This window comes from Paraburkholderia tropica (genome assembly GCF_914484835.1).
Lineage (GTDB): Bacteria > Pseudomonadota > Gammaproteobacteria > Burkholderiales > Burkholderiaceae > Paraburkholderia > Paraburkholderia tropica_A.
The window spans coordinates 1-24,510 of the sequence record NZ_CAJZAR010000001.1 but is presented as its reverse complement, the minus strand read 5'-3'; the positions used below and the strand labels follow the sequence as shown (position 1 = coordinate 24,510).

Genomic DNA, 24,510 nt, shown 5'->3' with positions numbered 1-24,510 from the left:
ACGTATAAGCACGCATCAACACGCAGTAACACAGCAGCAAAACAGGAAGCAACGAACATGACCGACCAGACCAGCGGCGCCGGTGCGCACAAGTCCGAAACGAAACCGCGCAATCCGTACGTGGGCGTTTATCCGGGCAATCTCTTCATGGTGGTCGCGCCGTCGGGCGCGGGCAAATCCACGCTCGTGAACGCGCTGCTCGCCGAAGACAGCGCGATCTGTCTGTCGATTTCGTACACGACGCGCGAGCCGCGTTCGAAGGAGCGCGACGGCGAGCACTACCACTTCACGACCGTCGACGATTTCCTTTCGCGTCATGCGCAAGGCGAGTTCCTCGAAAGCGCGGAAGTGCATGGCAACTACTACGCGACGTCGCGCGTGTGGATCGAAGATCAGATGAAGATCGGCCATGACGTGCTGCTCGAAATCGACTGGCAAGGCGCGCAGCAGGTGAAGAAGCAATTCCGCAACGCCGTGGAAATCTTCATCCTGCCGCCGTCGCTCGATGCGCTCGCCGACCGTCTGCGCAAGCGCGGCGAGGACGAGCCCAACGTCATCACGCGACGCCTGCTGGCAGCGGGCAGCGAGATGGCGCATGCGAGCGAAGCGGAGTACGTCGTGATCAACGAGAACTTCGATCGCGCGCTGCAGGAGCTGCGCAACATCGTGAGCGCGACGCGTCTGCGCTTCACGTCGCAATACGCGCGGCACACCGAGCTGTTCGTGCAGCTTGGTATCCATCAGCCGCAGCCCGGCGCATCGGGCACATAAGGTAGAATAAGAACCTGTGAGAATGAGAAGGAACCCGACATGGCCCGCATCACCGTCGAAGACTGTCTGAAACAAATTCCGAACCGTTTCGAACTGGCGCTTGCCGCAACGTATCGCGCACGTCAGCTCGCCCAAGGTCACACGCCGAAGATCGAAAGCCGCGACAAGCCGACCGTCGTCGCGCTGCGCGAGATCGCGTCTGGCCAGGTGGGTCTGGAAATGCTGAAAAAGGTGCCCGTTTAACGGCGCCTTGCTGTACCCATACGTCGTGTAATTCGTGCCGGGCGGCGTTTGCCGGGCATTGCTCTCGCGCTAACCGCTAACGCCTGACCTGAAACGGAGGGGAACATGAGCACCACGCCCTCGCCGGCCACCGACGTGGACCAGGAAGCGGAAACCGCGAACCCCGCGCGCAATTACATCGACGCGGTCCTCGAACAGTCGTTTCGTCATCTGTTCGGGCCGACCGCCACACCGGAGCAGCCCCGCAAGCACGGGGTCGTCTCCATCGCCAATCTGACCGCGGCGCTTTCCGGTTACCTCACACCTGAGGAAATCAAGGAAGTCAAAGCGGCGTTTCACTTCAGCGACGAAGCCCACCTCGGGCAGTATCGTCAGAGTGGCGAACCCTACATCACGCATCCCGTCGCCGTCGCGGAAATCTGCGCCGGCTGGAAGCTCGACGCCCAGGCCATCCAGGCGGCGCTGCTTCATGACGTGATCGAAGACCAGGGCGTGACCAAGGCGGAGATCGCCGAGCGCTTCGGCGCCAAGGTCGCGGAACTGGTCGACGGCCTGTCGAAACTCGACAAGATGGAGTTTCGCAATCGCGAGGAAGCGCAGGCGGAGAACTTCCGCAAGATGCTGCTCGCGATGGCGCGCGACGTGCGCGTGATTCTCGTGAAGCTCGCCGACCGGCTGCACAACATGCGCACGCTGGGCGCGGTGCCGCCCGAAAAGCGCCGCCGCGTGGCGCGCGAGACCATCGATATTTATGCGCCCATCGCGCACCGGCTCGGCCTGAACAACACGTATCGCGAGTTGCAGGATCTGAGCTTCCAGAACTTCAACCCGAACCGCTACGCCACGCTCGAAAAAGCGGTCAAGGCCGCGCGCGGCAACCGGCGCGAAGTGGTCAGCAAGATCCTGGAAGCGGTGCAGCGCGCGCTCGGCGACGCGAAGCTCGACGCCGAAGTCACCGGCCGTGAGAAGACCATCTTCAGCATCTACAAGAAGATGCGCGACAAGCAATTGTCGTTCTCGCAGGTGCTCGACGTGTACGGCTTTCGCGTGGTCGTCGAGTCGGCGCTCGAATGCTATACCTGCATCGGCGCGCTGCATGCGCTCTACAAGCCGGTGCCGGGCAAATTCAAGGACTACATCGCCATTCCCAAGGTGAACGGCTATCAGTCCTTGCACACCACGCTCGTCGGCCCGTTCGGTGCGCCCATCGAGTTCCAGGTGCGCACGCGCAAGATGCACGAGATCGCCGAGGCGGGCGTGGCCGCGCACTGGCTCTACAAGAACGGCGGCGCCGATCTGAACGACGTGCAGAAGCGCGCGCATCAGTGGCTCAAGTCGCTGCTCGACATCCAGAGCGAGGCGGGCGATTCGAGCGAGTTCCTCGAACACGTCAAGATCGACCTGTTCCCGGACGCCGTCTACGTATTCACGCCGAAGTCGAAGATCATGGCGCTGCCGCGCGGCGCCACGGCGCTCGACTTCGCATATTCGATCCACAGCGACCTGGGCAACCAGTGCGTCGCCGTGAAGATCAACAACGAGCTGCTGCCGCTGCGCACCGAGCTCAAGAGCGGCGACATCGTCGAAGTGATCACCGCGCCGTATTCGAAGCCGAATCCCGCGTGGCTCGGTTTCGTGCGTACCGGCAAGGCGCGCTCGGCGATCCGTCACTACCTGAAGACGATGCGGCTCACGGAGTCCGTGCAGCTTGGCGAGCGTCTCGTCGACCAGGCGCTCAAGGGCTATGGCTACCAGCTTTCGGAGATCACGCCGGAAGTCTGGGAAAAGCTCGTGCAGTGGACCGGCAACAAGAATCGCCAGGAAATTTTCGCGGACATCGGCCTTGGCCGACGCGTGGCGGCGGTCATGGCCAAGCGCATCGAGGTGCTGGTGACCGGCCTCGACGCCGACGACGAAGACCATCACCATGCGCCGCGCGATCCGAACGCGCCGCATGCGCCGCCTGTGGTCATCACGGGCACCGAAGGCATGTCGGTGCAGCTCTCGGCCTGCTGCCGTCCGATTCCGGGCGACGACATCATGGGTTACATCGGCATCGGGCTCGGCATGGCGATCCATACGACCGACTGCCGCGTGGCGCAGCGCATCCATCGCCGCGATCCGGGCCGCTGGATCGACGTCGCGTGGGCGCCGCAGCCTGGCCGTCTGTTCGACGTCGCCGTGAAGGTGCTCGTGAAGAACACCAAGGGCGTGTTCGCGCGCGTGGCCGCCGACATCACGTCCGCCGACGCGAACATCGTGCACATCGCCATGGACGACGATCTCGCGCAGGAGTCGAACATGCTGCGCTTCGTGATCCAGGTGAGCGACCGCGTGCACCTCGCGAACGTCATGCGCCGCGTGCGCACGAACCCGGACGTGATGCGCATCACGCGCGAGCGGCCGAGCGACGAAGGGCATCATCGCCACGACGGCGGCATGCGCATCGACCGCGAACGCGCCGATTACTGACGTCGGCGTTTGACTGGCGCTTAGGTGGCACTTAGGTAGCGTTTAACCAGCCGGTGACCAGCGTTTAACGACAGGCGCGCCGCTCGCCCGCGCGCGCCGGCAGGAACGGGCCGCAGCACGGGCCGCCATCTTCGCGGCGCCTGGGCGGCTCTGCCCCCTCTCTGTCTCTCTTTCTGGCCCGGCTTTCTGCGGCCCGCAGGCGCGGCTCTCTCGCGCCGCCTCGAACCTCTTCAACCGGAAGCGAGGACACGCCATGAACGTAGCGGATATCTCCGGCCTCGCGCTCGACTACTGGGTGGCGCGCTGCCTGCCCGACTTCGTGCGCGAGATTTATTTCACCGATAGCGGCGAGACCGTCGCCGTGCGCGGCAACGATCGCGGCCGGCCGTGGGACGGGCGCTTCGAGCCGTCGACGTCGTGGGAAGCCGCGGGCGTCGTGCTCGACCGCACGCAGCGTCTGGATGTGCGCGAGCATCGGGACGGCGAGACGGTGATCTGCGTGGCCGAGTTCGCCGGCAGCCATCGCACGGCGCAAGCGCAGGGCGCGACGATGCGTGAGGCGCTGCTGCGCGCGTTCGTGACCAGTCGTTTCGGTGATGAGGTGGGTGCTGTGCTGCGCCAGCCGCAGGCGCTCTCCGGCATCGGCACGGAGCTGGCGGCGGAACCGGCCAATGTGGGCGACGTGGAGGATTTGCCGCGTCCCGATGCACAGATCGGCGATATCGGCACGCAGCCGCGTTAGAGCGGAGGGTGCGAGGTAGAGAAGGGGAGCAGCGGGGACGCTGCACGAAAAACGCAGCTAGAAAGACAAAGGGCCTTCCTGATCAGGAAGGCCCTTCGAAAGGTGGTGCGGCTGGCAGGATTCGAACCCACGACCCCTTGGTTCGTAGCCAAGTACTCTATCCAACTGAGCTACAGCCGCACGCTAAAACGATACTACTTACTGCAGTGTTACTGGAGATCTGCGCGATAAAACTGACGCAAAACTCTGAAAAGGTGGCGCGGCTGGCAGGATTCGAACCCACGACCCCTTGGTTCGTAGCCAAGTACTCTATCCAACTGAGCTACAGCCGCACACAGAAAAGAGAGTATAGCACCGATTTCGGGAAATGGAAGCCCCTTATCGCAATTTGTTTGCAGACGCGCTTCGTGTACCCTGAAGGGTGGGGCCGCAGCGCCGGGCGCGCGGTGTCCCGCAACCTTCGTGGCATTGAAGCAGGCGTGTCAGTACAGCAGCGCATCGAACGTATCGAACCATCATGAACAAGGCCTTTGTCAAAGAATCGACCGACAACGACGACGACGATCTCGAAGCCGGTCACCCCGAGATTCCCGCCGGGACCAAGAACTACATGACGCCCGCGGGCTACCAGCGCATGCGCAGCGAACTGCTGCATCTGCTCGACGAGGCGCGGCCCGAGGTGGTCAAGCTCGTCTCGTGGGCGGCGTCGAATGGCGACCGTTCAGAGAATGGCGACTACATCTACGGCAAGCGCAGGCTGCGCGAAATCGACCGGCGTATCCGCTTCCTGACGAAGCGGCTCGATCTGGCCGAGGTGGTCGACAGCAGCCGTCAGGAGAGCGTCGATCAGGTGTTCTTCGGCGCGACGGTCGAGTACGGCACCGAGGACGGCGAGTCGCATACGATCACGATCGTCGGCGTCGACGAAATCGATCTGGATCGCGGGCACGTGAGTTGGATCTCGCCGATCGCGCGCGCCTTGTTGAAGGCGAAGATCGGCGATCAGGTGACCTTGCATACGCCTACGGGCCCGGCGTCCATCGACGTGCTCGATGTGCGTTATCCGGCGCCTGGCGCGTAGGCGCTTTATCGCTCCGGCTCTGCCGGATCGGTAAACGAAAAAAAGGCGCCACGAGGGCGCCTTTTTCAGCTACACAGCTGGCCGAAGCGGCCAGCGGCGTGAAGCTTAGAAGCGGTGACGCATACCAACCGTCACAGCGATCTGGTCTTGACGGGTCGAAGCCGAACCCAGACCGTTCAGGTAAGCACCGATGCCGGCCGAGTTGTCCGACACGTGTTGCCAGTCGCCCTGGAGGTAGACGTCCGTGCGCTTCGACAGTGCGTAGTCCGACTGCAGAGCGACCGTGTTGTAGTTCGGGTTCACACCGCCACCCAGGTTTGCACGGGTGTACGTGTACGCGCCAGCCAGGCTCAGGGCCGGGGTCAGAGCGTAACGGATGTTACCTTCGAAGTTCTGGAAGCGAGCGCTGTCAGCACGGAAAGCGATGCCGCCGGTCGAGCCCGTGCCCGATTGCGTACCCGAGATGCCGCCGCCGGTTGCGTCCGACAGGTTCGTCTGCGTGTAGACGATGCCAGCCGTTGCCGGGCCGAACGTGTAGTTCACGCCGCCGCCGAACGTGCGCTGACGGCCAGCCAGGAACGTCCATTCGCCGGTTTGCGCGCCTGCTGCCGAAGCTGCCGGGCCGTTGGCGTTCGCGAACACTGCGTTCGTGACGTCGTTGTTCAGCTGCAGGTAGCCAGCTGCGACGTTCAGGCCGCCCCAGTTGTACGATGCGCCGAAGCTGTACGCACGGTTGTTCGCGAATTCGCTGCTGTTCGAGAACGAGTACGTGCCGCCGAACTTGAAGCCAGCGTAGTTGACGCTGCTGTACTTGATCGTGTTGTTGAAACGGATCGAGTTGTTCAGGTTGTCGTTGTCATACGGGTGAGCAGCGATCGTGCCGCCGTATTGCGTACCCGTGTTCGACAGCGGAGCCACGTAGTCGACGACGGAGTCGTACTGGCGACCGAGGGTGACAGCACCGTATTGGTTGCTTGCCAGACCGACGAATGCTTGACGGCCGAACATGCGGCTCGACTGACCTGCCGTGCCGTTCATGATGCTGAAGCCGCTTTCCAACGTGAAGATGGCCTTCAGACCGCCACCGAGGTCTTCCGAACCACGCAGGCCCCAACGGCTACCGTTGACGGTGCCGCTCGAAGCCTTCCACAGGCTGTGGCCGCCCGAGTTGTTCGCGTAGGTGATGCCGGCGTCGATCAGGCCGTACAGCGTGACGCTGCTTTGAGCGTGTGCTGCCGTTGCAAAAACGCCCGTGAGGGCAGCGACCATGAGAGTCTTTTTCATCTTTGTAAACTCCGAGAACAGAGGTGGGTTTCGTCGAACCCTGTTTGGGAAGCCGTCCACGCGATTGGCAGCGAGAGGCGAACTCGCGTGGCGCGTAAATCCGTCGAAGTCGGCTTCCGGACAGGCAGAGTGTAGAGACGGTGCTCGGAAAGCAGGCATTCCGATTTGCGCAATAAAGTATTGCGGATTTGGAAATGGTTACCGGATCTTCGTTTCCGCCTTGCTGGATGGGGCTTTCAGAGGGATTGCAGAGCGCGGGTGGGGAGTGTCAACCGAATGGCGTTGTGCGATCGCTACAACAATTGATTGCGAAAAACAACGTAAATCACGGTTAAGCAGGATTATTGCGTGTAACGTAACAGATGATTGTGCTGCGTACAGTTAATGCGCCAGAACGCTGCCGCTATACTGAACTCACTGCTTTCCGAAGCAGACTTTTTCGTTGACGAAAAAGATCTCCAAACCTTTGTCGGCGCGGCCATTGGCTGCGCTTTTTTTTGCCCGCCAATTAGCAGCGGGACATGGCGCCCCGCCTCGCATCCTGTCTGCCCTAACGACCACGCTCCTCGGGCGGTTCGGATTGCAGACTCCAGTCTTCCATTACATAGTGCCGGGCGTCCATCGGGGAACACAGCAGGTTGTGCCAGTGATCGCCGTGCCACGGACCATAAGTGTCGAGCTCACCGGCGGTGGCCTGATCGGGACCGTCGATTTCCACGAGCCAATGCATCCAACGTCGCAGAGTCGTCAGCATGATGACCTCCCTTTGCACGCGAATGTATTCATGATGAGTTGAACGTAATACTCGAACAACCGGTAAAAACACTTACGTTTGACACCAATTGTTACACTTCGGGAAATTTTCCCGACATATACCGAAGTCAGGTAATTAAGCGGATAAAGATGTCGCCGATGCCGCGTCTCCGATAATCATTCCGCTTGCATATATTTTTTGTGCGTTTTTTGATGCGTGCGGGTTTATCGCGAAAACGGGAATGCTGTTATAAAAAATTCGCTTGACTGGCGATTGTCGTTCCCCGTATAACGGCACTTCTGATTTACTTCTTTAGCGGTAATTGAATTGTCGCAGGAAAAGGAAGTGATTCAGCAAAGCATTCGGCGTGAGGATAGTGCCCGCGTCATTAAATTTTGAGGGAAACGGAAACATGGAAACCGGTATTGTCAAATGGTTCAATGATGCAAAGGGCTTTGGCTTCATCACGTCGGACGCCGGCGGCGACGACCTGTTCGCGCACTTCTCGGAGATCCGTGCAGACGGCTTCAAGTCGCTGAAGGAAAACCAGCGCGTGTCGTTCGACGTCAAGGTTGGCCCGAAGGGCAAGCAAGCCGCGAACATCCAGCCGATCTAAGCCGGGTGCGCTGCGCCAGCGGGCGCGAAAGGCTGCATGTCCAAGTCTGCGCGTCTGCTTGCCGCACGAACAAGCCCTGGAGAAACCAGGGCTTTTTTGTTTCTGGATTCGCATGAATGACGTGAAAGCCGCGTAATAATCGCCGCTCAGTAATTATGATTCGCGGGAAAACCCCGATTCAAAAAAACTCGTCAATTAGAATTAAAAACCGGGTGCGCGCGTCGGGGTCTTATCCGTGGAAATCGCCGGGAAGTCCAGCGCGCTTCGTCCAAACCGTGCATACTTGGGCGGATTTCTTTTTCACGTCTTACTGTTTCACCATGTCCGACACCTCCATGAGCGCCGAATCGAGCGCCGAATCGAGCGCTGAACTGAGCGCCGAACTGAGCGCCGAACGCTCGTCCGGCGACGTTCCGCTGGTCTTCGTGGATCTCGAAACGACGGGCGGCTCCGTGGGCGAGCATCGCATCACCGAAGTCGGCGTCGTCGAGGTCAAGGATGGCGAGGCCACGCGCTGGAGTTCGCTCGTCGATCCGCAGCAGCCGATCCCGCCCTTCATTCAGCAGCTCACCGGCATTACTAATCAGATGGTGCGCGGCGCACCCACGTTCGCCGAGATCGCGCCCGCGCTGTTCGAGCGCCTCGCCGGCAAGCTGTTCGTCGCGCACAACGCGAGTTTCGACCGCGGTTTTCTGCGCGCCGAATTCGAGCGCGCCGGTATCGCGTTCAATCCCGACGTGCTGTGCACCGTGCGGCTGTCGCGCGCGCTCTTTCCGTCCGAAAAGCGTCACGGACTCGACGCGCTGGTCGAGCGCCACGCGCTCGTGCCCGCCGATCGCCACCGCGCGCTCGCCGACGCCGATCTGCTCTGGCAATTCTGGCAGCGCCTGCCGGGCCTCGTGCCCGCGCAGATGCTCGCCACGCAGATCGACCGGCTCACGCGCCGTCACCGTCTCGCGGGCGACATCACCGACGAATTGATCGAATCCGCGCCGGCCGGTCACGGCGTGTACGCGTTTTTCGGCGAGAACGAGGCGCCGCTTTACGTGGGCCGCAGCGTGCGGGTGCGCCAGCGCGTGCGCTCGCATCTGTCGGGCGAGCGCCGCTCGGCGCGCGAGCAGCGCATGGCGCAGCAGGTGCGCCGCGTCGAATGGCAGGCCACCGGCGGCGAGATTGGCGCGTTGCTCGTGGAGGCGCGCTGGATCGCGCAGTGGCGGCCGTCGTTCAACCGCGTGCCGCGCGTGTCGAAGCAGGATCCGCTGTCCGCGCCCTGGCCGTTCGACGGTGCCGTGCTGATCGAAGAGGGCGACGCCGCGAGCGCTGCGCCCGTGTTCCATCTGATCGACCGCTGGTGCTATCTGGGCGCCGTCGCGAACGAGGCCGAAGCGGCCATGCTCTGCGCCGCGACTCGCGAGCCGGCGTTCGAACTCACGACTTGGCGCATTTTGCAGACGCGTTTCGAACGCGGCTTGCGCGTGTTGCCCTTGCCAGCGTCCTCGTCCGCGTCTGTCGACGACGGCTTGACGACCGCCGTCTAACGCTAACGCTCAAGTACTCGCGCGTTTGCGCTTACGCCATGCCGCCCACGCCGCCCGTCTCGCAGACGTGGCCGAGCGCGCGCGTCATGGCGTCGGCGCGCGTCGAGTCGTAGCGCGTCAATTCCTTCCAGTTCGCCACCGCACGCGCGACGCGCGCGGGGCAATCGTCCGCCATGTGCGTGGCTTGCGCGCGCGCGAGCGCGCCGATCAACTGACCCGTGAGCCGATCGAGTTGCGGACGCGTGACCGTCGCGAGGTCGGGCGCCGGCTCGGCGGGCGGCTGCGAGGAGCGCCACGTCGCGAACAGCGCGTTCTGCACGTCGGTGCTCGCGTCGATCTGATCGCGGAAGAACGCGCGCGCGAACGCCGGATCGACACCGGCCGCGGCGGCCCGCTTCTGCACATCGGCGAGCAGGGCGTTTTCGCGCGGCGTATCGGTGATCGCCTTATGGTTGATCCACTTCCAGTGCGCGACCGGTTCGGCGAGCGCGAGGCGCTGCGAAACGAGCGCGACGAGATTGGTGAGCGCGGTGTCGTCGCCATCGGCATGGGCCGAGACGGCGGGCAAGGCGAAGAGGAGGGCGGCGGCGCAGGACGCGAGGGCGCGAAAGCGGAAGGTCATTGCACGAAGAGGCCGGCTGGCCGATGAGGGAAAAGCGAAGGATAGCCGGTTGAGGACGTGGTGCCCGGAATTCGCGGCTCGCGGCGTTGAAGCGGAGCGACGATGTCGGCGATGCAGGGAGCGTGCAGGCCGGGAAGTGGGCCGGTCACGATGGTCCGAAAGCACGCGAGCGCGCACGAGCGCACACATTCGCCGCGCGGGCGGCTTTTGCGCGTACAGCTTGTGGTCAGCGTGCGCCCAGCGCCACGCGCGCGCCGCGATCGTTCGCGGCGGCGCCGTCAGCCAGGCGCGACTCGCACGCGCGAGCGGCAAGCGGGGCGGTCCATCGTGCCGCTTGCGTCGCGCGACTGCGCTTCCCCGTCACTTCTGTTCGTGTGCCTTACGTTGCTCGTCGAGGAATGCGCGCACGTGAGCGGGCAATTCGTCGCCGAGAAACTCGACGGCCACCGGTTCCGGATCCGGGCTGAAAACTTGGTCCGGGGTCGGAAGCTTTGGCGGTTTGGCGTCCATGATCTTTCTCCTATGTAAGCCGATTATCCGGCTCGGTCCTTCCGTCGCGCTAGTGCTCGTCAGAGCAAAGGTGCTTTTCCGATCTGTCTGTTGCTTTCTTCGCACAGCGATCGATTTTATCGAGCGTCCGGGAATATAATCTTTTGGATTCCCGTCTATTGTTCCAATTCGCCCGCATTCAGGTATTTAACGGATGAATGCGCGTGCGCTATAGACCAGGGTTTTGCCGCAGTCCGTCCCGCCGTCCATCACGTATCCCGTTAATGCCCCGCCAGGCGGGCGTTCTAGGCAGCTCGTCAAGTTGCACGCCCGGTTCGGGCCCCCGCGCTCAAGTCCATCTCTCTACAACGATCGATTATGAACGTTCGTTGACGCGAGATCTTTAAATACATTTAAAACACGTAAGCGATCGTTTCTATCGAGTCTGATGATTAATGACTCGCTGGAAGCGCTTTTCAGACGGATTTATTGAGCGAATTCGCAGGAATGCAGGATTAAACGCGGCTGAGCGCGTTGTGTTCCCTCATCTGCGTACCGGAGCGCGCTTCGCGCCGTCATTTCAGAAACGTCCGATTCGATCCGCCGGCGCGCACGGCTATCTTCAAAAGCGCGGCCGACGAAGCCGATGCGCACGACCGCCGCATCGCGGCGCGCACGCGATCTGGACGCCTCATGAACGACCCGCATTCCACAGACTCGACACTGTCCCCAGCGCTGCCCTCAGCTCTGCCCATCAACGAAGCGACAGCGGCCGACTTGCATCGGCACGCGCTCGCCGCCTTTCGCGCGGGCGAGACCGCGCGTGCGCGCGACACGCTGGAGCGCGCGCTTCACCTCGCGCCTGGCGACACCACGCTCTGGGAGCATCGCGGATTGATCGCGGCGCTCGCGGGCGAACATCTCGTCGCCGAGGCGTGCTATCGCCGCGCGCTCAGTCTTTCGGGCGGCACGGCGAGCCAGCATCGCAATCTTGCCGATGTGCTCAAGCTCGCCGGCCGCGCCGACGAAGCGTGCGAGCACTATCGGCAAGCGCTCGCGTGCGATCCCCGGCTGCGTCACGCGGCGCGCCGTCTCGGCGATCTGCATCAGGAAGCGGGGCGCATCGACGAAGCCGCGCAGGCGTTGCGCCACGCGTGGTCGCTCGACGACGCGACCCAGCAAGACGGCGTCGATCTGCTCAACGCGCTGGCGCGCCTCGCGCCCGCGCCCGAAACGGAGATCGATGCGCTGATCGCCGCGTACCGCGCGCGCTTCGCGAGCGATGCCGTGGCGCTGAAGGAACTCGCGTTTGCGCTGAATGGCCTCGATCGCTTCGCCGACGCGCTCGATGTCGCGCGGCAAGGTCTGGCCATCGACGCCACGTTGCCGCTGCTTCATCACAACGCCGCGTACGCGCTGCACATGCAGGGCGATCACGCGGGCATGCGTCGCCACAACGTCGAGGCCGCGCGCCTCGCGCCCAACGAGGCCAACATCCAGTTCAATCTCGCGATTTCGCTGCTGCGCGACGGCGAGTACGAGGCGGGCTGGAAGCAGTATCGCTGGCACGAGCGTCTGGCGCACAACCGCACGCTCGCGCAACCGCCGTTTCCCGAGTGGCAGGGCGAGCCGGTGGACGGACGGCGCTTTCTGCTGTTGGGCGAGCAAGGTCTCGGCGATCAGGTGCAACTGCTGCGTGGCGCGGACTGGCTCGCGCGTCGCGGCGCGATCGTCGATGTCTGGGTCGACGCGGCGCTGGTCGGCATCGCGAGTCGCGCGCGCGGCGTGCATCGCGCGAGCGCCGCGCTGCCACCGGGGCCGTACGACTACTGGTGCCGCATGTTCCGCATGCCCGAACGCATGGCGATGACGCTCGATACGCTGCCGGGCGCCATGCCGTATCTCCACGCCGAACCCGATGCCGTCGCGCGCTGGTCCGACCGGCTCGACGCGGCAGCGCCGCGCAGGCCTGGGCGTCTGCGCGTGGGGCTCGTCTGGGCCGGCAATCCGGGTTATGACCTTGACCGCTATCGCTCGATGAAGCTCGCTGCGCTGTTGCCCGCGATGTTGCCTTCGCTCGGCGGCGCAGCGGTTTCATGGTTTGCGTTGCAGAAGGGCGCGGCGGAGCGCGAACTGGCCGCGTTGCCCGCCGGCATCGACATGACGGCGCTCGGCCCCGAGATCGCGACTTTCGACGACACGCTCGCGATCGCGCAATCGCTCGATCTGGTGCTGACCGTCGATACCTCGGTGGCGCATCTGGCGGGCGGGGCGGGCGTGCCGGTGTGGGTCATGTTGCCGTTGTGCACCGACTGGCGCTGGATGTGCGATCGCGCGGACAGTCCGTGGTATCCGTCGGCGCGGCTTTTCCGGCAGCGCGAGCTGGGCAATTGGGATGACGTAGTCGAGGCGGTGCGCGTGGCGTGCGTGACGTTACTCGCGCTGGCCGCTCAGCGCTAGAAGCGGGGGAAACGGAGGCGGAAAACAAAAAGCCCAGTCCGAAGACTGGGCTTTTTGATGAAACTTGGTGGTGCCGGAAAGAGGAATCGAACCCCCGACCTTCGCATTACGAATGCGCTGCTCTACCGTCTGAGCTATTCCGGCGTCACATCAGAGAAGAAAGATTATAGGAAACTGGCCGAAAGAATGCAAGCCCTTTCCCCATCTTTTTTCATTTTTTCGCTTCGAGGTGATAACGCGTCACGCGCTCGACCTCGTTCTTCGAGCCGAGGAACACCGCGACGCGCTCGTGCAGGCTGGTCGGCTGGATGTCGAGAATGCGTTCCGTGCCGTTGGTGGCCACGCCGCCCGCCTGCTCGACGATGAACGACATCGGGTTCGCTTCGTACATCAGGCGCAGCTTGCCCGGCTTCGACGGATCGCGCTTGTCGGCCGGATACATGAAGATGCCGCCGCGGTTCAGGATGCGGTGCACGTCGGCGACCATCGAGGCGATCCAGCGCATGTTGAAGTTCTCGCCGCGCGGGCCGTCCTTGCCTTCGTTGAGTTCGCCGATGTACTGCTGGACCGGCTCATACCAGTGGCGCGCGTTCGAGGCGTTGATCGCGTATTCACGCGTGTCTTCGGGAATGCGCATGTTGCTCTGCGTGAGCACCCACGAACCGAGTTCGCGGTCGAGCGTGAAGCAGTTCACGCCGTTGCCCGTCGTGAGCACGAGCACGGTCTGCGGGCCGTAGACGGCGTAGCCCGCCGCGACCTGCTTCGTGCCCGGCTGCAGGAACGATTCCTCGGTGGCTTGCTGGCCGTCCGGGCAGCGCAGGACCGAGAAGATCGTGCCGATCGAGACGTTCACGTCGATGTTCGACGAGCCGTCGAGCGGATCGAACACCAGCAGGTATTCGCCCTTCGGATAGTTGGCCGGAATCGGGAAGAACGTTTCCATTTCCTCCGACGCCATGGCCGCGAGGTTGCCGCCCCATTCGTTGGCGTCGAGCAGGATTTCGTTCGACAAAATGTCGAGGTTCTTCTGCACTTCGCCCTGGACGTTTTCGCTGCCCGCCGTGCCGAGGGCGTCGCCGAGCGCGCCCTTGCTGACGTTGAAGCTGATCGCCTTGCACGCGCGTGCGACGACTTCGATCAACAGACGCAGGTCGGCGGGCAGGTTCTTGTGCTCGCGTTGCTGCTCGATCAGGTACTTCGTGAGAGTGGTACGACGGTGCAAAGCCATTGCATTACTCCGGGGAGCTTGGGGAATAGCGCAATTCTACCCGCTGGGCTGTGACTGCCCGGTGCGTAAAACGGCAAAAAGGCCGCCAGCCAGCGGCCTGGCGCGCCGGGCAGGGGCTGCGGCGGGGAAAAAACTCGAAAAAAATCCGCGAAAAATGCGCGAAAAAAAGCCGGCCCCATGATGTTCACGGGGCCGGCTCCACGTGCCGGGCTCAACGCATCAATGCATCAGCGCATCGAGGACTCGTCCGTCAGGCCAGCGCCTTTTCGACGATCTCGCGCACGTCGCGCGATTTCGCCTGCTTCGCGACCTGTTCGAGCGCGGCGCGCATCGCGTCGCGCAGCTTCGGCGTGAAGCGGCGCCACAGTTCCAGATTGCGCGCGAGGCGTGCGGCCACCTGCGGGTTGATCGCGTCGAGCGCGATGACCTGTTCGGCCCAGAACGCGTAGCCCGAGCCGTCGGCGGCGTGGAACTGCGCCGGATTCGCCGCGCAGAAGCTGAAGATCAGCGAGCGAGCGCGGTTCGGATTCTTCAGATTGAAGGCCGGATGGCGCATCAGCGCGCGCACCGTCTCGATCACCGGACGCTGCGCCGTGCCGCGCTGCGTGGCTTGCAGCGAGAACCACTTGTCGATCACCAGCGGCTCGTTCTCGAAGCGCGCGTAGAAGTCTTCGAGCGCGCGCTTCGCGGCGTCGCCGCCCGCCGCCGCCGAGGCGTTCAGCAGCGCCGAAAGCGCCGCCGCGCGGTCGGTCATGTTGTTCGCGGCGTCGTACTGCGCGCCGGCGAGACGCAGCGCGTCGGCGGGATCGTCGACTTCCGAGAGATACGAGAGCGCGAGATTCTTCAGGCCGCGATGACCGGCGGCTTCAGGCGTCGGCTCATAGGCGCCCGGCGTGAGGTTCTGCTCGTAGGCGGCGAGCCACTCGGCCTTGAGCGCATTCGCGAGATGCTTGCGCACGAACTGGCGCGCGGCGTGCACGGCGGCCGGATCGGACTCGGCCATCTGCTCGGCCAGATAGGTTTCCGACGGCAGCATCAGCGCGAGTTCGCGGAACGACGGCGAGAGCGAGGCGTCGCTCAGCACGCGGCGGAACGCTTCGACGAGCGCGTCGCTCATCGCCAGCGGCTGGCCGGCGCTCGCGCGCGTGGCGAGCGTCAGCAGCTCGCGCGTGGCGAGGCGCTGGCCCGCTTCCCAGCGGTTGAATGGATCGCTGTCATGCGCGAGCAGGAACGCGAGTTCGGCGGTGCCGTAGTCGTACTCGACGATCACCGGCGCCGAGAAGTTGCGCAGCAGCGAGGGCAGCGGTTTCGCGTTCACGTCGGCGAAGGTGAAGGTCTGCTGCGCTTCGGTGAATTCGAGCACGCGCGTCGTGCCGCTCGCCGCGCTTTCGCCTTCGAGCTTGAGCGGCAGGTCCTGGCCGTCCGGGCCGATCAGGCCGATCGCGAACGGAATGTGCAGCGGTCCCTTCTGCGTTTCGCGCGCGGCGGGCGAGCCGTTCGCGTAGCCCTGCGTGAGCGTCACGCTATAGCGCTTCGCGGCTTCGTCGTAGCGCGTGCTGACGGTCACGCGCGGCGTGCCCGCCTGGCTGTACCAGCGCTCGAATTGCGCGAGGTCGCGGCCGTTGGCGTCGGCCATCGCGCGGCGGAAGTCGTCGCAGGTGACGGCCTGGCCGTCGTGGCGCTGGAAGTAGAGATCCATGCCCTTGCGGAAGCCGTCGCGGCCGAACAGCGTCTGATACATCCGCACGACTTCCGAGCCTTTCTCGTAGACGGTCATCGTGTAGAAGTTGTTGATCTCGACGTAGCTCTCGGGGCGCACCGGATGCGCCATCGGGCCCGCGTCCTCGGCGAACTGCATCTGGCGCAGCACGCGCACGTCCTCGATGCGCTTGGTGGCGCGCGCGGCTTCGTTCTCGTCGCCGCCCGACATCGCCGCCGAGAATTCCTGGTCGCGGAACACCGTGAGGCCTTCCTTCAGGCTCAGCTGGAACCAGTCGCGGCAGGTCACGCGGTTGCCGGTCCAGTTGTGGAAGTACTCGTGGCCGACCACGGCTTCGATGTTGGCGAAGTCGACGTCGGTGGCCGTTTCGGGATTCGCGAGCACGTACTTCGTGTTGAAGATGTTGAGCCCCTTGTTCTCCATCGCGCCCATGTTGAAGTCGCTCACGGCGACGATCATGAAGCGGTCGAGATCGAGTTCGAGGCCGAAGCGCGACTCGTCCCAGCGGATCGAGTTGATCAGCGAGTCCATCGCGTGCTGCGTCTTGTCGAGATCGTGCGGCTCGACCCAGACCTGCAGCAGCTTTTCCTTGCCCGAGCCGCTCTGGATGCGTTCTTCGAGCGCGACGAGCTTGCCCGCGACCAGCGCGAACAGATAGCTCGGCTTGCGGAACGGGTCTTCCCACTTCGCATAGTGGCGGCCGTCGGGCAGATCGCCTTCGGCGATCAGGTTGCCGTTCGAGAGCAGCACGGGGTAGGCGGTCTTATCGGCGCGCAGCGTGACGGTGTAGGTAGCCATCACGTCGGGGCGGTCGAGGAACCAGGTGATGCGGCGGAAGCCTTCGGCCTCGCACTGCGTGAAGAAGTTGCCGCTCGACACGTACAGACCCGAGAGCGTCGTGTTGGCCGCCGGATCGCAGGCGCCCGTGAGCGTCAGCGTGAACGACTCGGGCACGTTCTCGACCGTCAGGCCGTGTTCGTGCGTGCGCACGTGCTCGTAAGGCTGGCCGTCGATGGCCGCGCCGATGAATTCGAGCTGCTCGCCCATCAGTTCCAGATGCGCGGCGTGCTTCGCTGCCGGATTGCGGCGCACGGCGAGCGTGCTCTTGACGATGGTGCGCTCGGGCACGAGGTCGAATTCGAGATCGACGGTGTCGATCAGGAAGGCGGGCGGCGCGTAGTCTTCGCGGCGGATCACGTTAGGCGTAGCGGTATCGGACAGGGTTTCCATGGGCGAATGTGGTGAGCGGCTCGGGTCGGATGAAGAAAGCTGCGCTGCGGTGGCCTGCAGGGGTGGCCTGCAGTGGCCAGTCGTCCCATTGTACAAAGGCTCGCGCTGCTTGTCCGTCGGGGCAAAAAGCGGCGGGGCGCGTCACGCAAGGCGCATCATGGACGTGGCGCGGATGTCGCGCAGCGTAACGATGTCGGCGGACGCGGACGGGCGTCGAACTTTCCCGGTGCCGCGCGAGTCAGTATGATCGTGCTGCCGCAAAATGAGCGCGACCCCGATTCCGCCAGGATCGCGGCTGGCGCGCCGCGGCGCTTGCGAATCGGCTACAACGCCGCTTACGAAACTGCGACAGACAGGGAATAAGCCAGGCCGCCGATTCGTATCGCAAACAGGTGAAGCAAGCGGTCCCCACGACTGCGCTTTTCCCACCACTGGCACTACTGCAACGAGAAGACCATGATGCCCGACCGATGGACCCGCCGCGCCCTGCTGATGCTGGCGGCGCTTGCCGTGACGCTGTCCGGCTGTACCACCTACGTGACGAGCCAGGTGACCGCGTTCTCCGCCTGGAACGGCGGCAGCGACGCCACCCGCACCTATGCGTTCGCGCGCAACCCCGACCAGGAACACAGCATCGAGCAGTCGACCTACGAGAATCTCGTGGCCGACGGGCTCGCCGTGCAGGCGTTCCATCAGGTGCCCCAGCCGCAGGCGCGCTATCTCGTGGGCCTCGCCTACGGCAGCCGCATGGACACCGTGACGGTTCCGCAGCCCGTGTACTACAACCCGTGGCCGGGTCCGTATTGGGGGCCGTTCAATCCGTGGGGCCCGTGGGGTCCGTACGGTCCGGGCTATGTGAACCAGACTTATCCGGTCTATTCGCACGCGCTGTCGATCCGCATCACGGAGAAGGGCAGCGGCAAGGAGGTCTATAACGTCTCCGCGCGCACCTCGGGCGACGATCCCTCGCTCGTGCGCGTGATGCCGTATCTCGTGCGCAGCGCGCTCGCCAACTTCCCGCTGCAGAACGGCACGGTCACCGAGGTGAAGCTGCCGCTCGACAGTCATGGCGGCGCGCCCAACGAGGCGGCCGCGCCGATGCCCGCTTCGGCGCCCGGCAGCGCGCAGGCGAAGTAAGCCGCGCGTCGGCTGAATCGACGAATCGACGATTCGACGGATCGACGAATCGACGGCGATGAAAAAAGCGCGCCGGACCCGCAAGGTCCGGCGCGCTCTGCTTTTGGCGCGCGGCGAGGAACGTGCCGCTTTAGCGGCCGCTTCGTCGCGATGGCGGCTTTTAGCGCTGCGTCTGCGCGCGGCTATGCACGCGCGCGCCCGCCGCATACGTTTCGTACACGGCGCGGTCGTCGCCGAGCAGGGCGAACGCGAACAGCAGTTCCTCGAGCGAGTCCACGCGCGCGGTGCGGCGCGCGAGCAGCGGCGTCGCCTGCGGATCGAGCACGACGAAATCGGCTTCGGTTTGCGGCGCGAGCGTGCCGATCTGGTCGGCGAGATCGAGCGCCTGCGCGGCGCCCGCCGTCGCGAGCCAGAACATGCGCGTGGCCGTCAGATGATGGCCGCCCATGCGCGCGACCTTGTGCGCTTCGTTCATGGTTTGCAGCATCGAGAACGAGGTGCCGCCGCCCACGTCGGTCGCGAGCGTGACGGGCATCTGCGTCTGCTGCGCCTTGTCGAAGTCGAACAGGCCGCTGCCGAGGAACAGATTCGACGTCGGGCAGTGCGCCGCGACCGTGCCGGTTTCGGCCATGCGGCGACGGTCTTCGTCGTCGAGCCAGATGCAGTGGCCGTAGACGGCGCGGCGGCGCAGCAGGTTGTAGCGGTCGTAGACATCGAGATAGCTGCGCTGACGCGGAAACAGCTCCTTCACCCACTTCACTTCGTCGAGATTCTCGGCCACGTGGCTCTGGATGAAGATGTCGCCGTGCGCCTTCGCGAGCGCCTCGCAGGCTTCGAGCTGCGCCTCGGTCGAGGTCGGCGCGAAGCGCGGCGTGAGCGCGTACATCTGGCGGCCGTTGTTATGCCAGCGCGCGATCAGCTCGGCGCTGTCGTCGTAGCCGCTTTGCGGCGTGTCGCGCAGGAATTCGGGGCAGTGGCGGTCCATCAGCACCTTGCCCGCGACCATGCGCAGGTTCTTGGCCGCGCTCGCCGTGAACAGCGCGTCGGCCGACTGCTTGTGCACCGTGCAGTAGACGAGCGCCGTGGTCGTGCCGCTGGCGAGCAGTTCGTCGACGAAAAAGCGCGCCGTGTCGGCGGCCACGGCTTCGTCGGCGAAACCGCGCTCGGTCGGGAACGTGTACGTTTCCAGCCAGGGCAGCAGGCCCGGCGCCGGCGAGGCGATCATGTCGGTCTGCGGATAGTGGATGTGCGTGTCGATGAAGCCCGGCACGATCAGCTTGTCGCGCAGGTCGTGCACGCTCGCGCCCTCGCTCACGCGGTCCTTGAGCGCGGACCACGCGCCGGACGCGGCCACGCGGCCGTCCTCGACGATCACGACGCCGTCCTCGTGGAACACGGCGGCGTCGGGCGACTGCGCGGGGTCGCCGGTGAACGTCAGCAGTTTTGCGCGAAAAGCCGATTGAGTCATGGGTACTTCGTCTCCGGAAAATTCAGGTATTCGTCAGCAGGAAGCGTGCGCGCTTCGTCATCGCATTAGCGCGCATCGGGCGCGCCGCTCCTGAAAACGCGGCGCGCGAGAGTCGGCCCTGCATCGCTTCAGTCGAGGCGAACACGCGGGCGTCGATCCATCCAGGCGCGACAGCGCCCCGGGCGCGGCGCGCGTGCGCCGTTCCCTGAGTCGTACTTCGTGCGTCATGGGCACTGTCCGGGCCGCATCGGTCTGCTGCGGCCCGCAGCGCTCGCCGCTTTCGCTCCGGCTTAGTTCGCCGGCCAGTAAGCGTCGAGCTTCGCGATCAGCGCGGCGCGCTCGTCGGGCGTCACGAACGACGCCTCGAAGCCGTTGCGCAGGATCGTGTACACCTCCTGGTCGTCGAGCTTCAGCGCGTCGATGATCGCGCTGTAGTTCTCGTTCACGTAGCCGCCGAAGTAGGCCGGATCGTCCGAATTGACGGTGACCGCGACGCCTTTGTCGAGCAGCTGCTTGAGCGTGTGCTGCGTCATGTCGTCGAACACGCAGAGCTTGGTGTTCGAGAGCGGGCAGACCGTGAGCGCCACGCGCGTGTCGGCCAGACGCGTGACGAGCGCCGGGTCCTCGATGCTGCGCACGCCGTGATCGACGCGGTCGACCTTGAGCAGATCGAGCGCTTCGTAGATGTAGGCGGGCGGGCCTTCCTCGCCCGCGTGCGCGACGAGCTTCAGGCCCTTCGCGCGCGCCTTCTCGAACACGCGCTCGAACTTCGAAGGCGGATGGCCGCGCTCCGACGAATCGAGGCCCACGCCGATCATGCGCGGATAGCGGTCGAACAGCGGCAGCGCGGCGTCCCACGTGGCGAGCGCGTCGGCTTCGCTCAGATGGCGCAGGAAGCACAGGATCAGCTTGCTCGTGAGGCCGCGCTTTTCGGCGTCGGCGAGTGCGCGGTCGATGCCCGCGACTACCGTGTCGATCGACACGCCGCGTTCGGTGTGCGTCTGCGGATCGAAGAAAATTTCGGTGTGCGTGACGTTATCGGCGAGCGCGCGCTCGCAGTACGCCATCGTCATGTCGTAGAAGTCCTGCTCGTGCAGCAGCACGCTCGCACCCGCGTAGTAGATGTCGAGAAACGACTGCAGGTCGGTGAACGCGTAGGCCGCGCGCAGCGCCTCGATCGACTCGTAGGCGAGCGTCACGTTGTTGCGCTGCGCGAGCGCGAAGATCAGCTCGGGTTCGAGCGAGCCTTCGATATGGATGTGCAGCTCGGCCTTGGGCGCGCCGAAGGCCTTCTGGACGAGCGGGTTGGCAGTGGTCGTGATCGTCATGGTGTGGTCGGTCGATGCTGTTGTTCAGTGGGTGACATCACGCGGAATGGGGCATGGCGGCCGTCGCGCGCACGGGCGCCGAGGCGGCCTCGATCGCCTGCAGCAATTGCGCGGCGGCCGAAATGGCGATGACCTCGGGCGACTTGTCGACGATGCCGTCCACGCCGAGCGGGCAGTTCATGCGCGCGATCTGCGACGGGTCGATGCCGCGCGCGGCCAGCCGGTGCTCGAACTGCTTGCGCTTCGCGTGCGAGCCGATCATGCCGAAGAACACGAAGTCGCCGCGCCGCAGGATGCGTTCGGCGAGATCGAGGTCGTGCGCATGATCGTGCGTCATCACGATGAAGCTGGTGCCGGGCGGCGCGGCGTCGACGGCTTCGTCGGGCGCGTCGCTGGCGTCGATGACGACGTTCGGCGCGCCCAGCGCCGCGAACGCTTCCGGCGAGGGAAACGCCGCGTCTCGCGCGTCGACCCAGCGCACGCGGCAGGGCAGCGTGCCGAGCACGCGCACGAGCGCCGCGCCCACGTGGCCCGCGCCGAACAGCACGACGGGAAAGTCGTTCGGCGCGATGGTCTCGGTGAGCAGGATCGTGCCTTCGCCGGGCGAGGCCGAATTGGTGTCCCAGAGCAGGCAGTCGGGCGTTTGCGCGCCCGGCTCCGGCTCGGACAGCATGACGGCGTCGACGCTGGCGTCGAGACTGGCCGATGCCGTGGCGGGCTCGCCATTCCGCGAGGAGCGGAATGATACGCTACGAACGGTCGATGCGCCCGCGCCGAGCCGGCGCGCGAGTGTGGCGAGCCAGCCGAGGTCGGCCACGTCGAGGCGCTCGAAGGCGAGCACGACCGCGCCGCCGCAGCACTGGCCGAGGCTCGGGCCGAGCGCGAGGCGTTCCAGACGGCGCGCGTGCGGCGTGCGCATGCCGTCGCGCAGCACCTGGCGGGCGATCTCGATGGCCTTCCATTCCAGATGGCCGCCGCCGATCGTGTGCCGCGCGGCCTCGCGCGTGACGATCATCTTCGTGCCGGCCTCGCGCGGCGCCGAGCCTTCCACGCGCGCGACGGTCACGAGCACGGCGGCGTCGCCATGCGCGAGCAATTGCTGCAGATCGGTGAGCCAGGCTTGCATCGGGTGCATCTCCTACAAAACTGCGTGGCGGCGCGCCGGGCGCGCGGCCGGTGGATCGTCATGGCGTCGCGCGCGGCTTCCCGCTGCCGCGCGCTCAAGGGTTCGAGCATGCCAGAACCCGAGCGGTTCGCGACGACGCATCGTCATGGCGCCGGGTGCGCGGCAGTGGACCGACGCTGGCGGAACGCGCGCATCGAGATGACGAAACCGGGTATGCAGAAGCGGCGTGGCGAGGTGATCGGCCATCGTCGGCTGGAGCGAATGCGGGGCACGGCCGCGCCCAACCGGAAAGGACGGGCGGGATGCGGACGAATCGCGGAAGAGTCGGATGGTGTGCGTTGTCATGTGAAGCCCAGGAGACATTGCGGATCAGGCGCGCGTTACGCAGAAACCCGACGAGCCTTGATCGGCCTCGCGCACGTAGATCGCCATCCAGTCTCGAATTTAGCACTGACAGCGGCAGGAAAGTATTCCCTGCGCATGATGGGGGCTATCAGCCGGCGGCCATGTGCGGCGAACGTCGATGCGGCCCTTTGAGCCGCCGAGCGGGAAACAAGCAGGTAAACGAACGCGCCGCCCAGGGCGGGCGGCGCGGCGTGAAGCGGGAGACGTCGAGCGGTGTGGCGCCGAATCAGCGACGGATGCCGGGCCACGACACCTGGCGGCGGCGGTTGCGCCACAGGCTCGCGAGCACTGCGAGGAAGATCACGGCGAACGCGACGAGCGACCACTGCGGCAGCGTCAGGCCGAGAATCGGCGCGTAGGTGGTTTCGCACAGGCCCTGCACCTTGAAGATGCCGGGCAGCCAATGCGCGGGCGGCAGCGCGTCGACGATCGGTTGCAGCGTGTCGAAGCCGCAGCTGAAGCTCGGGAAGGCCTGCACCCACGCGAGACGCGCGGCGGCGACCATGCCGCCCGCCGCCGACAGCACGATGAGCGTTTCGAGCACGCGCAGCCCGCGCCAGCTCGTCAGGCGCGCGCCGAGGAACGCGAACACGGCGATCAGCAGCGTGAAATAGCGCGTGAGAATGCACAGCGGACACGGGTCCTGATGCTTCACGTACTGCATGTAGATTGCGCCGGCCAGCAGCGCGAGGCAGATCAGACCAAGCAGGACCAGCAGGCCGCGTTCGCGGCGCAACAGCGCGTTATCGTCGTTCATGTGGCGTTTTTCTTCGGGTGAGTGGCGCAGCGCGCGCGACGGGCGCGGCGGCGACGGCGTGTCGGGATTCTAGCGCGAAGGCTGCGCCGCGCGAGGAAGCGGCTTGTCGCGGAACGTTGCGCGATTCGACGCGCGTGACGATCCGCGACTGTTTTAGCGTCGGCTCAGTCTCCCGAGCAGTTCTCCGATCAGCCGCCGCCTGCGCCCGTAATTTCAGCGCAGCGGCGCGAGCACCGCTTCCACGCCGCGGCCGATGGCGAGCAGCGCGTCGTCGGCGTAGGGCGCGGCGGCCAGCATCAGGCCCACCGGCGCGTCGCCCGGATGATGGATCGGCAGCGACAGCGCGCAGGCGTCGAGGAAATTGAAGGCGCTCGGATTGCGCAGCACCAGCGCGTTGACGCGCGCGAAGAAGTCGGCGTCGGCGGCGAGCGGGGCGACGGCGGGCGGCGCGATCGGCACGGTCGGCGCGATCACGGCGTCGAAGCGCGACCACAGCGTGGCCTGCGCCTGCTCCATCACGGCCGCGCGCGCGGCGATCAGATCGATGTAGTCGGCGGCGGTCGCCGCCTCGCCCTTCAGGATGCGCGCGAGCACGCGCGCGTCGTACTCGCCGCGATGCTGCGCGATCAGCTCGCGATGCCACGCGTACGCTTCCATCGACGACAAGCCGATGCGGTTGATCTGCGCGAACTGCTCGAACGGCGCGAAGCGCACCTCGTTGACGATCGCGCCCGCGGCGTCGAGATGCTTGAGCGCCGTGTCGAGGCTTTCGGCGATGGCGGGATCGACGTCGTCGGTCACGTAGTTCGTCAGCACGCCGATGCGCACGCCTTCCAGATGGCGCGCGCCCGGCACGACCGGCGCGAGGCCGGCGAGCAGCCGATCGACCAGCGCGCAGCACGCGACGCTGTTGCCGATCGGGCCGAACGAGTCGAGCGTGGTCGAGAGCGGCACGCCGCCGCTGCGCGGAATGCGTGCGGCGGTGGGCTTGAAGCCGGTCAGGCCGCAAAACGCGGCGGGAATGCGCAGCGAGCCGCCG

20 protein-coding genes and 3 tRNA genes are annotated in these 24,510 nt (G+C 65.1%); 9 read left to right on the top strand and 14 right to left on the bottom strand.

What is annotated here, in order from left to right:
- The first annotated feature begins 57 nt into the window (after positions 1 to 57).
- The 4 genes from gmk to LDO54_RS00100 all read left to right on the top strand — a co-directional run bounded on the left by gmk (position 58) and on the right by LDO54_RS00100 (position 4,228).
- Entirely contained in the window at positions 58 to 771 is a 714-nt protein-coding gene (gene gmk / locus LDO54_RS00115; protein WP_224004267.1) for a guanylate kinase, read from the top strand.
- Between the two features lie 39 nt (positions 772 to 810).
- Entirely contained in the window at positions 811 to 1,014 is a 204-nt protein-coding gene (gene rpoZ, locus LDO54_RS00110; RefSeq protein ID WP_027817423.1) for a DNA-directed RNA polymerase subunit omega, read from the top strand.
- Positions 1,015 to 1,119: 105 nt separating this feature from the next.
- Entirely contained in the window at positions 1,120 to 3,486 is a 2,367-nt protein-coding gene (locus LDO54_RS00105) for a RelA/SpoT family protein (protein ID WP_205992309.1), read from the top strand.
- Positions 3,487 to 3,739: 253 nt separating this feature from the next.
- Positions 3,740 to 4,228 (top strand): phage protein NinX family protein, encoded by a 489-nt coding sequence (locus LDO54_RS00100; RefSeq protein ID WP_224004264.1) that lies wholly within the window; start codon positions 3,740 to 3,742, stop codon positions 4,226 to 4,228.
- 103 nt (positions 4,229 to 4,331) lie between these two features.
- On the opposite strand, the gene LDO54_RS00095 is transcribed toward LDO54_RS00100, so the two are convergent.
- Both LDO54_RS00095 and LDO54_RS00090 read right to left on the bottom strand, forming a co-directional pair.
- Positions 4,332 to 4,408: transfer RNA gene (locus LDO54_RS00095), tRNA-Arg, on the bottom strand.
- 75 nt (positions 4,409 to 4,483) lie between these two features.
- Positions 4,484 to 4,560, bottom strand: a tRNA-Arg gene (locus LDO54_RS00090).
- A gap of 185 nt (positions 4,561 to 4,745) precedes the next feature.
- Here LDO54_RS00090 and greB point away from each other — a divergent pair.
- A complete protein-coding gene (greB, locus tag LDO54_RS00085; protein ID WP_224004261.1) occupies positions 4,746 to 5,309 on the top strand; it encodes a transcription elongation factor GreB in 564 nt (187 codons plus the stop codon).
- A 105-nt stretch (positions 5,310 to 5,414) separates the two neighbouring features.
- On the opposite strand, the gene LDO54_RS00080 is transcribed toward greB, so the two are convergent.
- Together LDO54_RS00080 and LDO54_RS00075 are read right to left on the bottom strand one after the other, a co-directional pair.
- Entirely contained in the window at positions 5,415 to 6,593 is a 1,179-nt protein-coding gene (locus LDO54_RS00080) for a porin (RefSeq protein WP_224004258.1), read from the bottom strand.
- Positions 6,594 to 7,143: 550 nt separating this feature from the next.
- The gene (locus LDO54_RS00075; RefSeq protein ID WP_224004671.1) at positions 7,144 to 7,347 is read right to left on the bottom strand and encodes a hypothetical protein; all 204 of its coding nucleotides are present in this window, start codon (positions 7,345 to 7,347) and stop codon (positions 7,144 to 7,146) included.
- A gap of 412 nt (positions 7,348 to 7,759) precedes the next feature.
- On the opposite strand from LDO54_RS00075, the gene LDO54_RS00070 reads away from it, so the two are divergent.
- Both LDO54_RS00070 and LDO54_RS00065 read left to right on the top strand, forming a co-directional pair.
- Positions 7,760 to 7,963, top strand: a complete 204-nt coding sequence (locus LDO54_RS00070) for a cold-shock protein (RefSeq protein ID WP_065058198.1) — start codon at positions 7,760 to 7,762, stop codon at positions 7,961 to 7,963.
- Between the two features lie 320 nt (positions 7,964 to 8,283).
- On the top strand, positions 8,284 to 9,501 hold the full coding sequence (locus tag LDO54_RS00065; protein ID WP_224004255.1) for a 3'-5' exonuclease family protein: 1,218 nt from the start codon (positions 8,284 to 8,286) through the stop codon (positions 9,499 to 9,501).
- Positions 9,502 to 9,532: 31 nt separating this feature from the next.
- On the opposite strand, the gene LDO54_RS00060 is transcribed toward LDO54_RS00065, so the two are convergent.
- Both LDO54_RS00060 and LDO54_RS00055 read right to left on the bottom strand, forming a co-directional pair.
- Positions 9,533 to 10,123 carry a chorismate mutase gene (locus tag LDO54_RS00060; protein ID WP_224004252.1) on the bottom strand — a complete coding sequence of 197 codons (591 nt, stop codon included), beginning with the start codon at positions 10,121 to 10,123 and terminating at the stop codon, positions 9,533 to 9,535.
- Positions 10,124 to 10,483: 360 nt separating this feature from the next.
- Entirely contained in the window at positions 10,484 to 10,633 is a 150-nt protein-coding gene (locus tag LDO54_RS00055) for a hypothetical protein (protein ID WP_167371414.1), read from the bottom strand.
- A gap of 672 nt (positions 10,634 to 11,305) precedes the next feature.
- Between LDO54_RS00055 and LDO54_RS00050 the strand changes: the two genes are divergently transcribed.
- A complete protein-coding gene (locus LDO54_RS00050) occupies positions 11,306 to 13,072 on the top strand; it encodes a tetratricopeptide repeat protein (RefSeq protein ID WP_224004249.1) in 1,767 nt (588 codons plus the stop codon).
- 68 nt (positions 13,073 to 13,140) lie between these two features.
- Here the strand turns inward: LDO54_RS00050 and LDO54_RS00045 are convergent.
- The 3 genes from LDO54_RS00045 to pepN all read right to left on the bottom strand — a co-directional run bounded on the left by LDO54_RS00045 (position 13,141) and on the right by pepN (position 17,241).
- Positions 13,141 to 13,216 (bottom strand) — tRNA-Thr (locus tag LDO54_RS00045).
- A gap of 67 nt (positions 13,217 to 13,283) precedes the next feature.
- The gene (locus LDO54_RS00040; protein WP_224004246.1) at positions 13,284 to 14,300 is read right to left on the bottom strand and encodes a class 1 fructose-bisphosphatase; all 1,017 of its coding nucleotides are present in this window, start codon (positions 14,298 to 14,300) and stop codon (positions 13,284 to 13,286) included.
- Positions 14,301 to 14,550: 250 nt separating this feature from the next.
- Positions 14,551 to 17,241, bottom strand: coding sequence for an aminopeptidase N (gene pepN / locus LDO54_RS00035; protein WP_224004644.1), 2,691 nt, complete (start codon positions 17,239 to 17,241; stop codon positions 14,551 to 14,553).
- 465 nt (positions 17,242 to 17,706) lie between these two features.
- Between pepN and LDO54_RS00030 the strand changes: the two genes are divergently transcribed.
- Complete coding sequence (locus LDO54_RS00030) at positions 17,707 to 18,387, top strand: DUF4136 domain-containing protein (RefSeq protein WP_224004243.1); 681 nt, start codon at positions 17,707 to 17,709, stop codon at positions 18,385 to 18,387.
- Between the two features lie 160 nt (positions 18,388 to 18,547).
- Here the strand turns inward: LDO54_RS00030 and guaD are convergent, their stop codons facing one another.
- The 5 genes from guaD to LDO54_RS00005 form a co-directional block, all read right to left on the bottom strand.
- Positions 18,548 to 19,855: a guanine deaminase gene (gene guaD, locus LDO54_RS00025; protein ID WP_224004240.1), complete on the bottom strand. Its 1,308-nt coding sequence runs from the start codon at positions 19,853 to 19,855 to the stop codon at positions 18,548 to 18,550.
- A 290-nt stretch (positions 19,856 to 20,145) separates the two neighbouring features.
- Complete coding sequence (locus tag LDO54_RS00020; RefSeq protein WP_224004237.1) at positions 20,146 to 21,183, bottom strand: adenosine deaminase; 1,038 nt, start codon at positions 21,181 to 21,183, stop codon at positions 20,146 to 20,148.
- A gap of 37 nt (positions 21,184 to 21,220) precedes the next feature.
- Complete coding sequence (xdhC, locus tag LDO54_RS00015; protein ID WP_224004234.1) at positions 21,221 to 22,309, bottom strand: xanthine dehydrogenase accessory protein XdhC; 1,089 nt, start codon at positions 22,307 to 22,309, stop codon at positions 21,221 to 21,223.
- Between the two features lie 631 nt (positions 22,310 to 22,940).
- Entirely contained in the window at positions 22,941 to 23,471 is a 531-nt protein-coding gene (locus LDO54_RS00010; protein WP_224004231.1) for a disulfide bond formation protein B, read from the bottom strand.
- Positions 23,472 to 23,684: 213 nt separating this feature from the next.
- Positions 23,685 to 24,510 (bottom strand): amidase family protein (locus tag LDO54_RS00005; protein WP_253074363.1); only part of this gene is annotated, 826 nt, incomplete at its 5' end.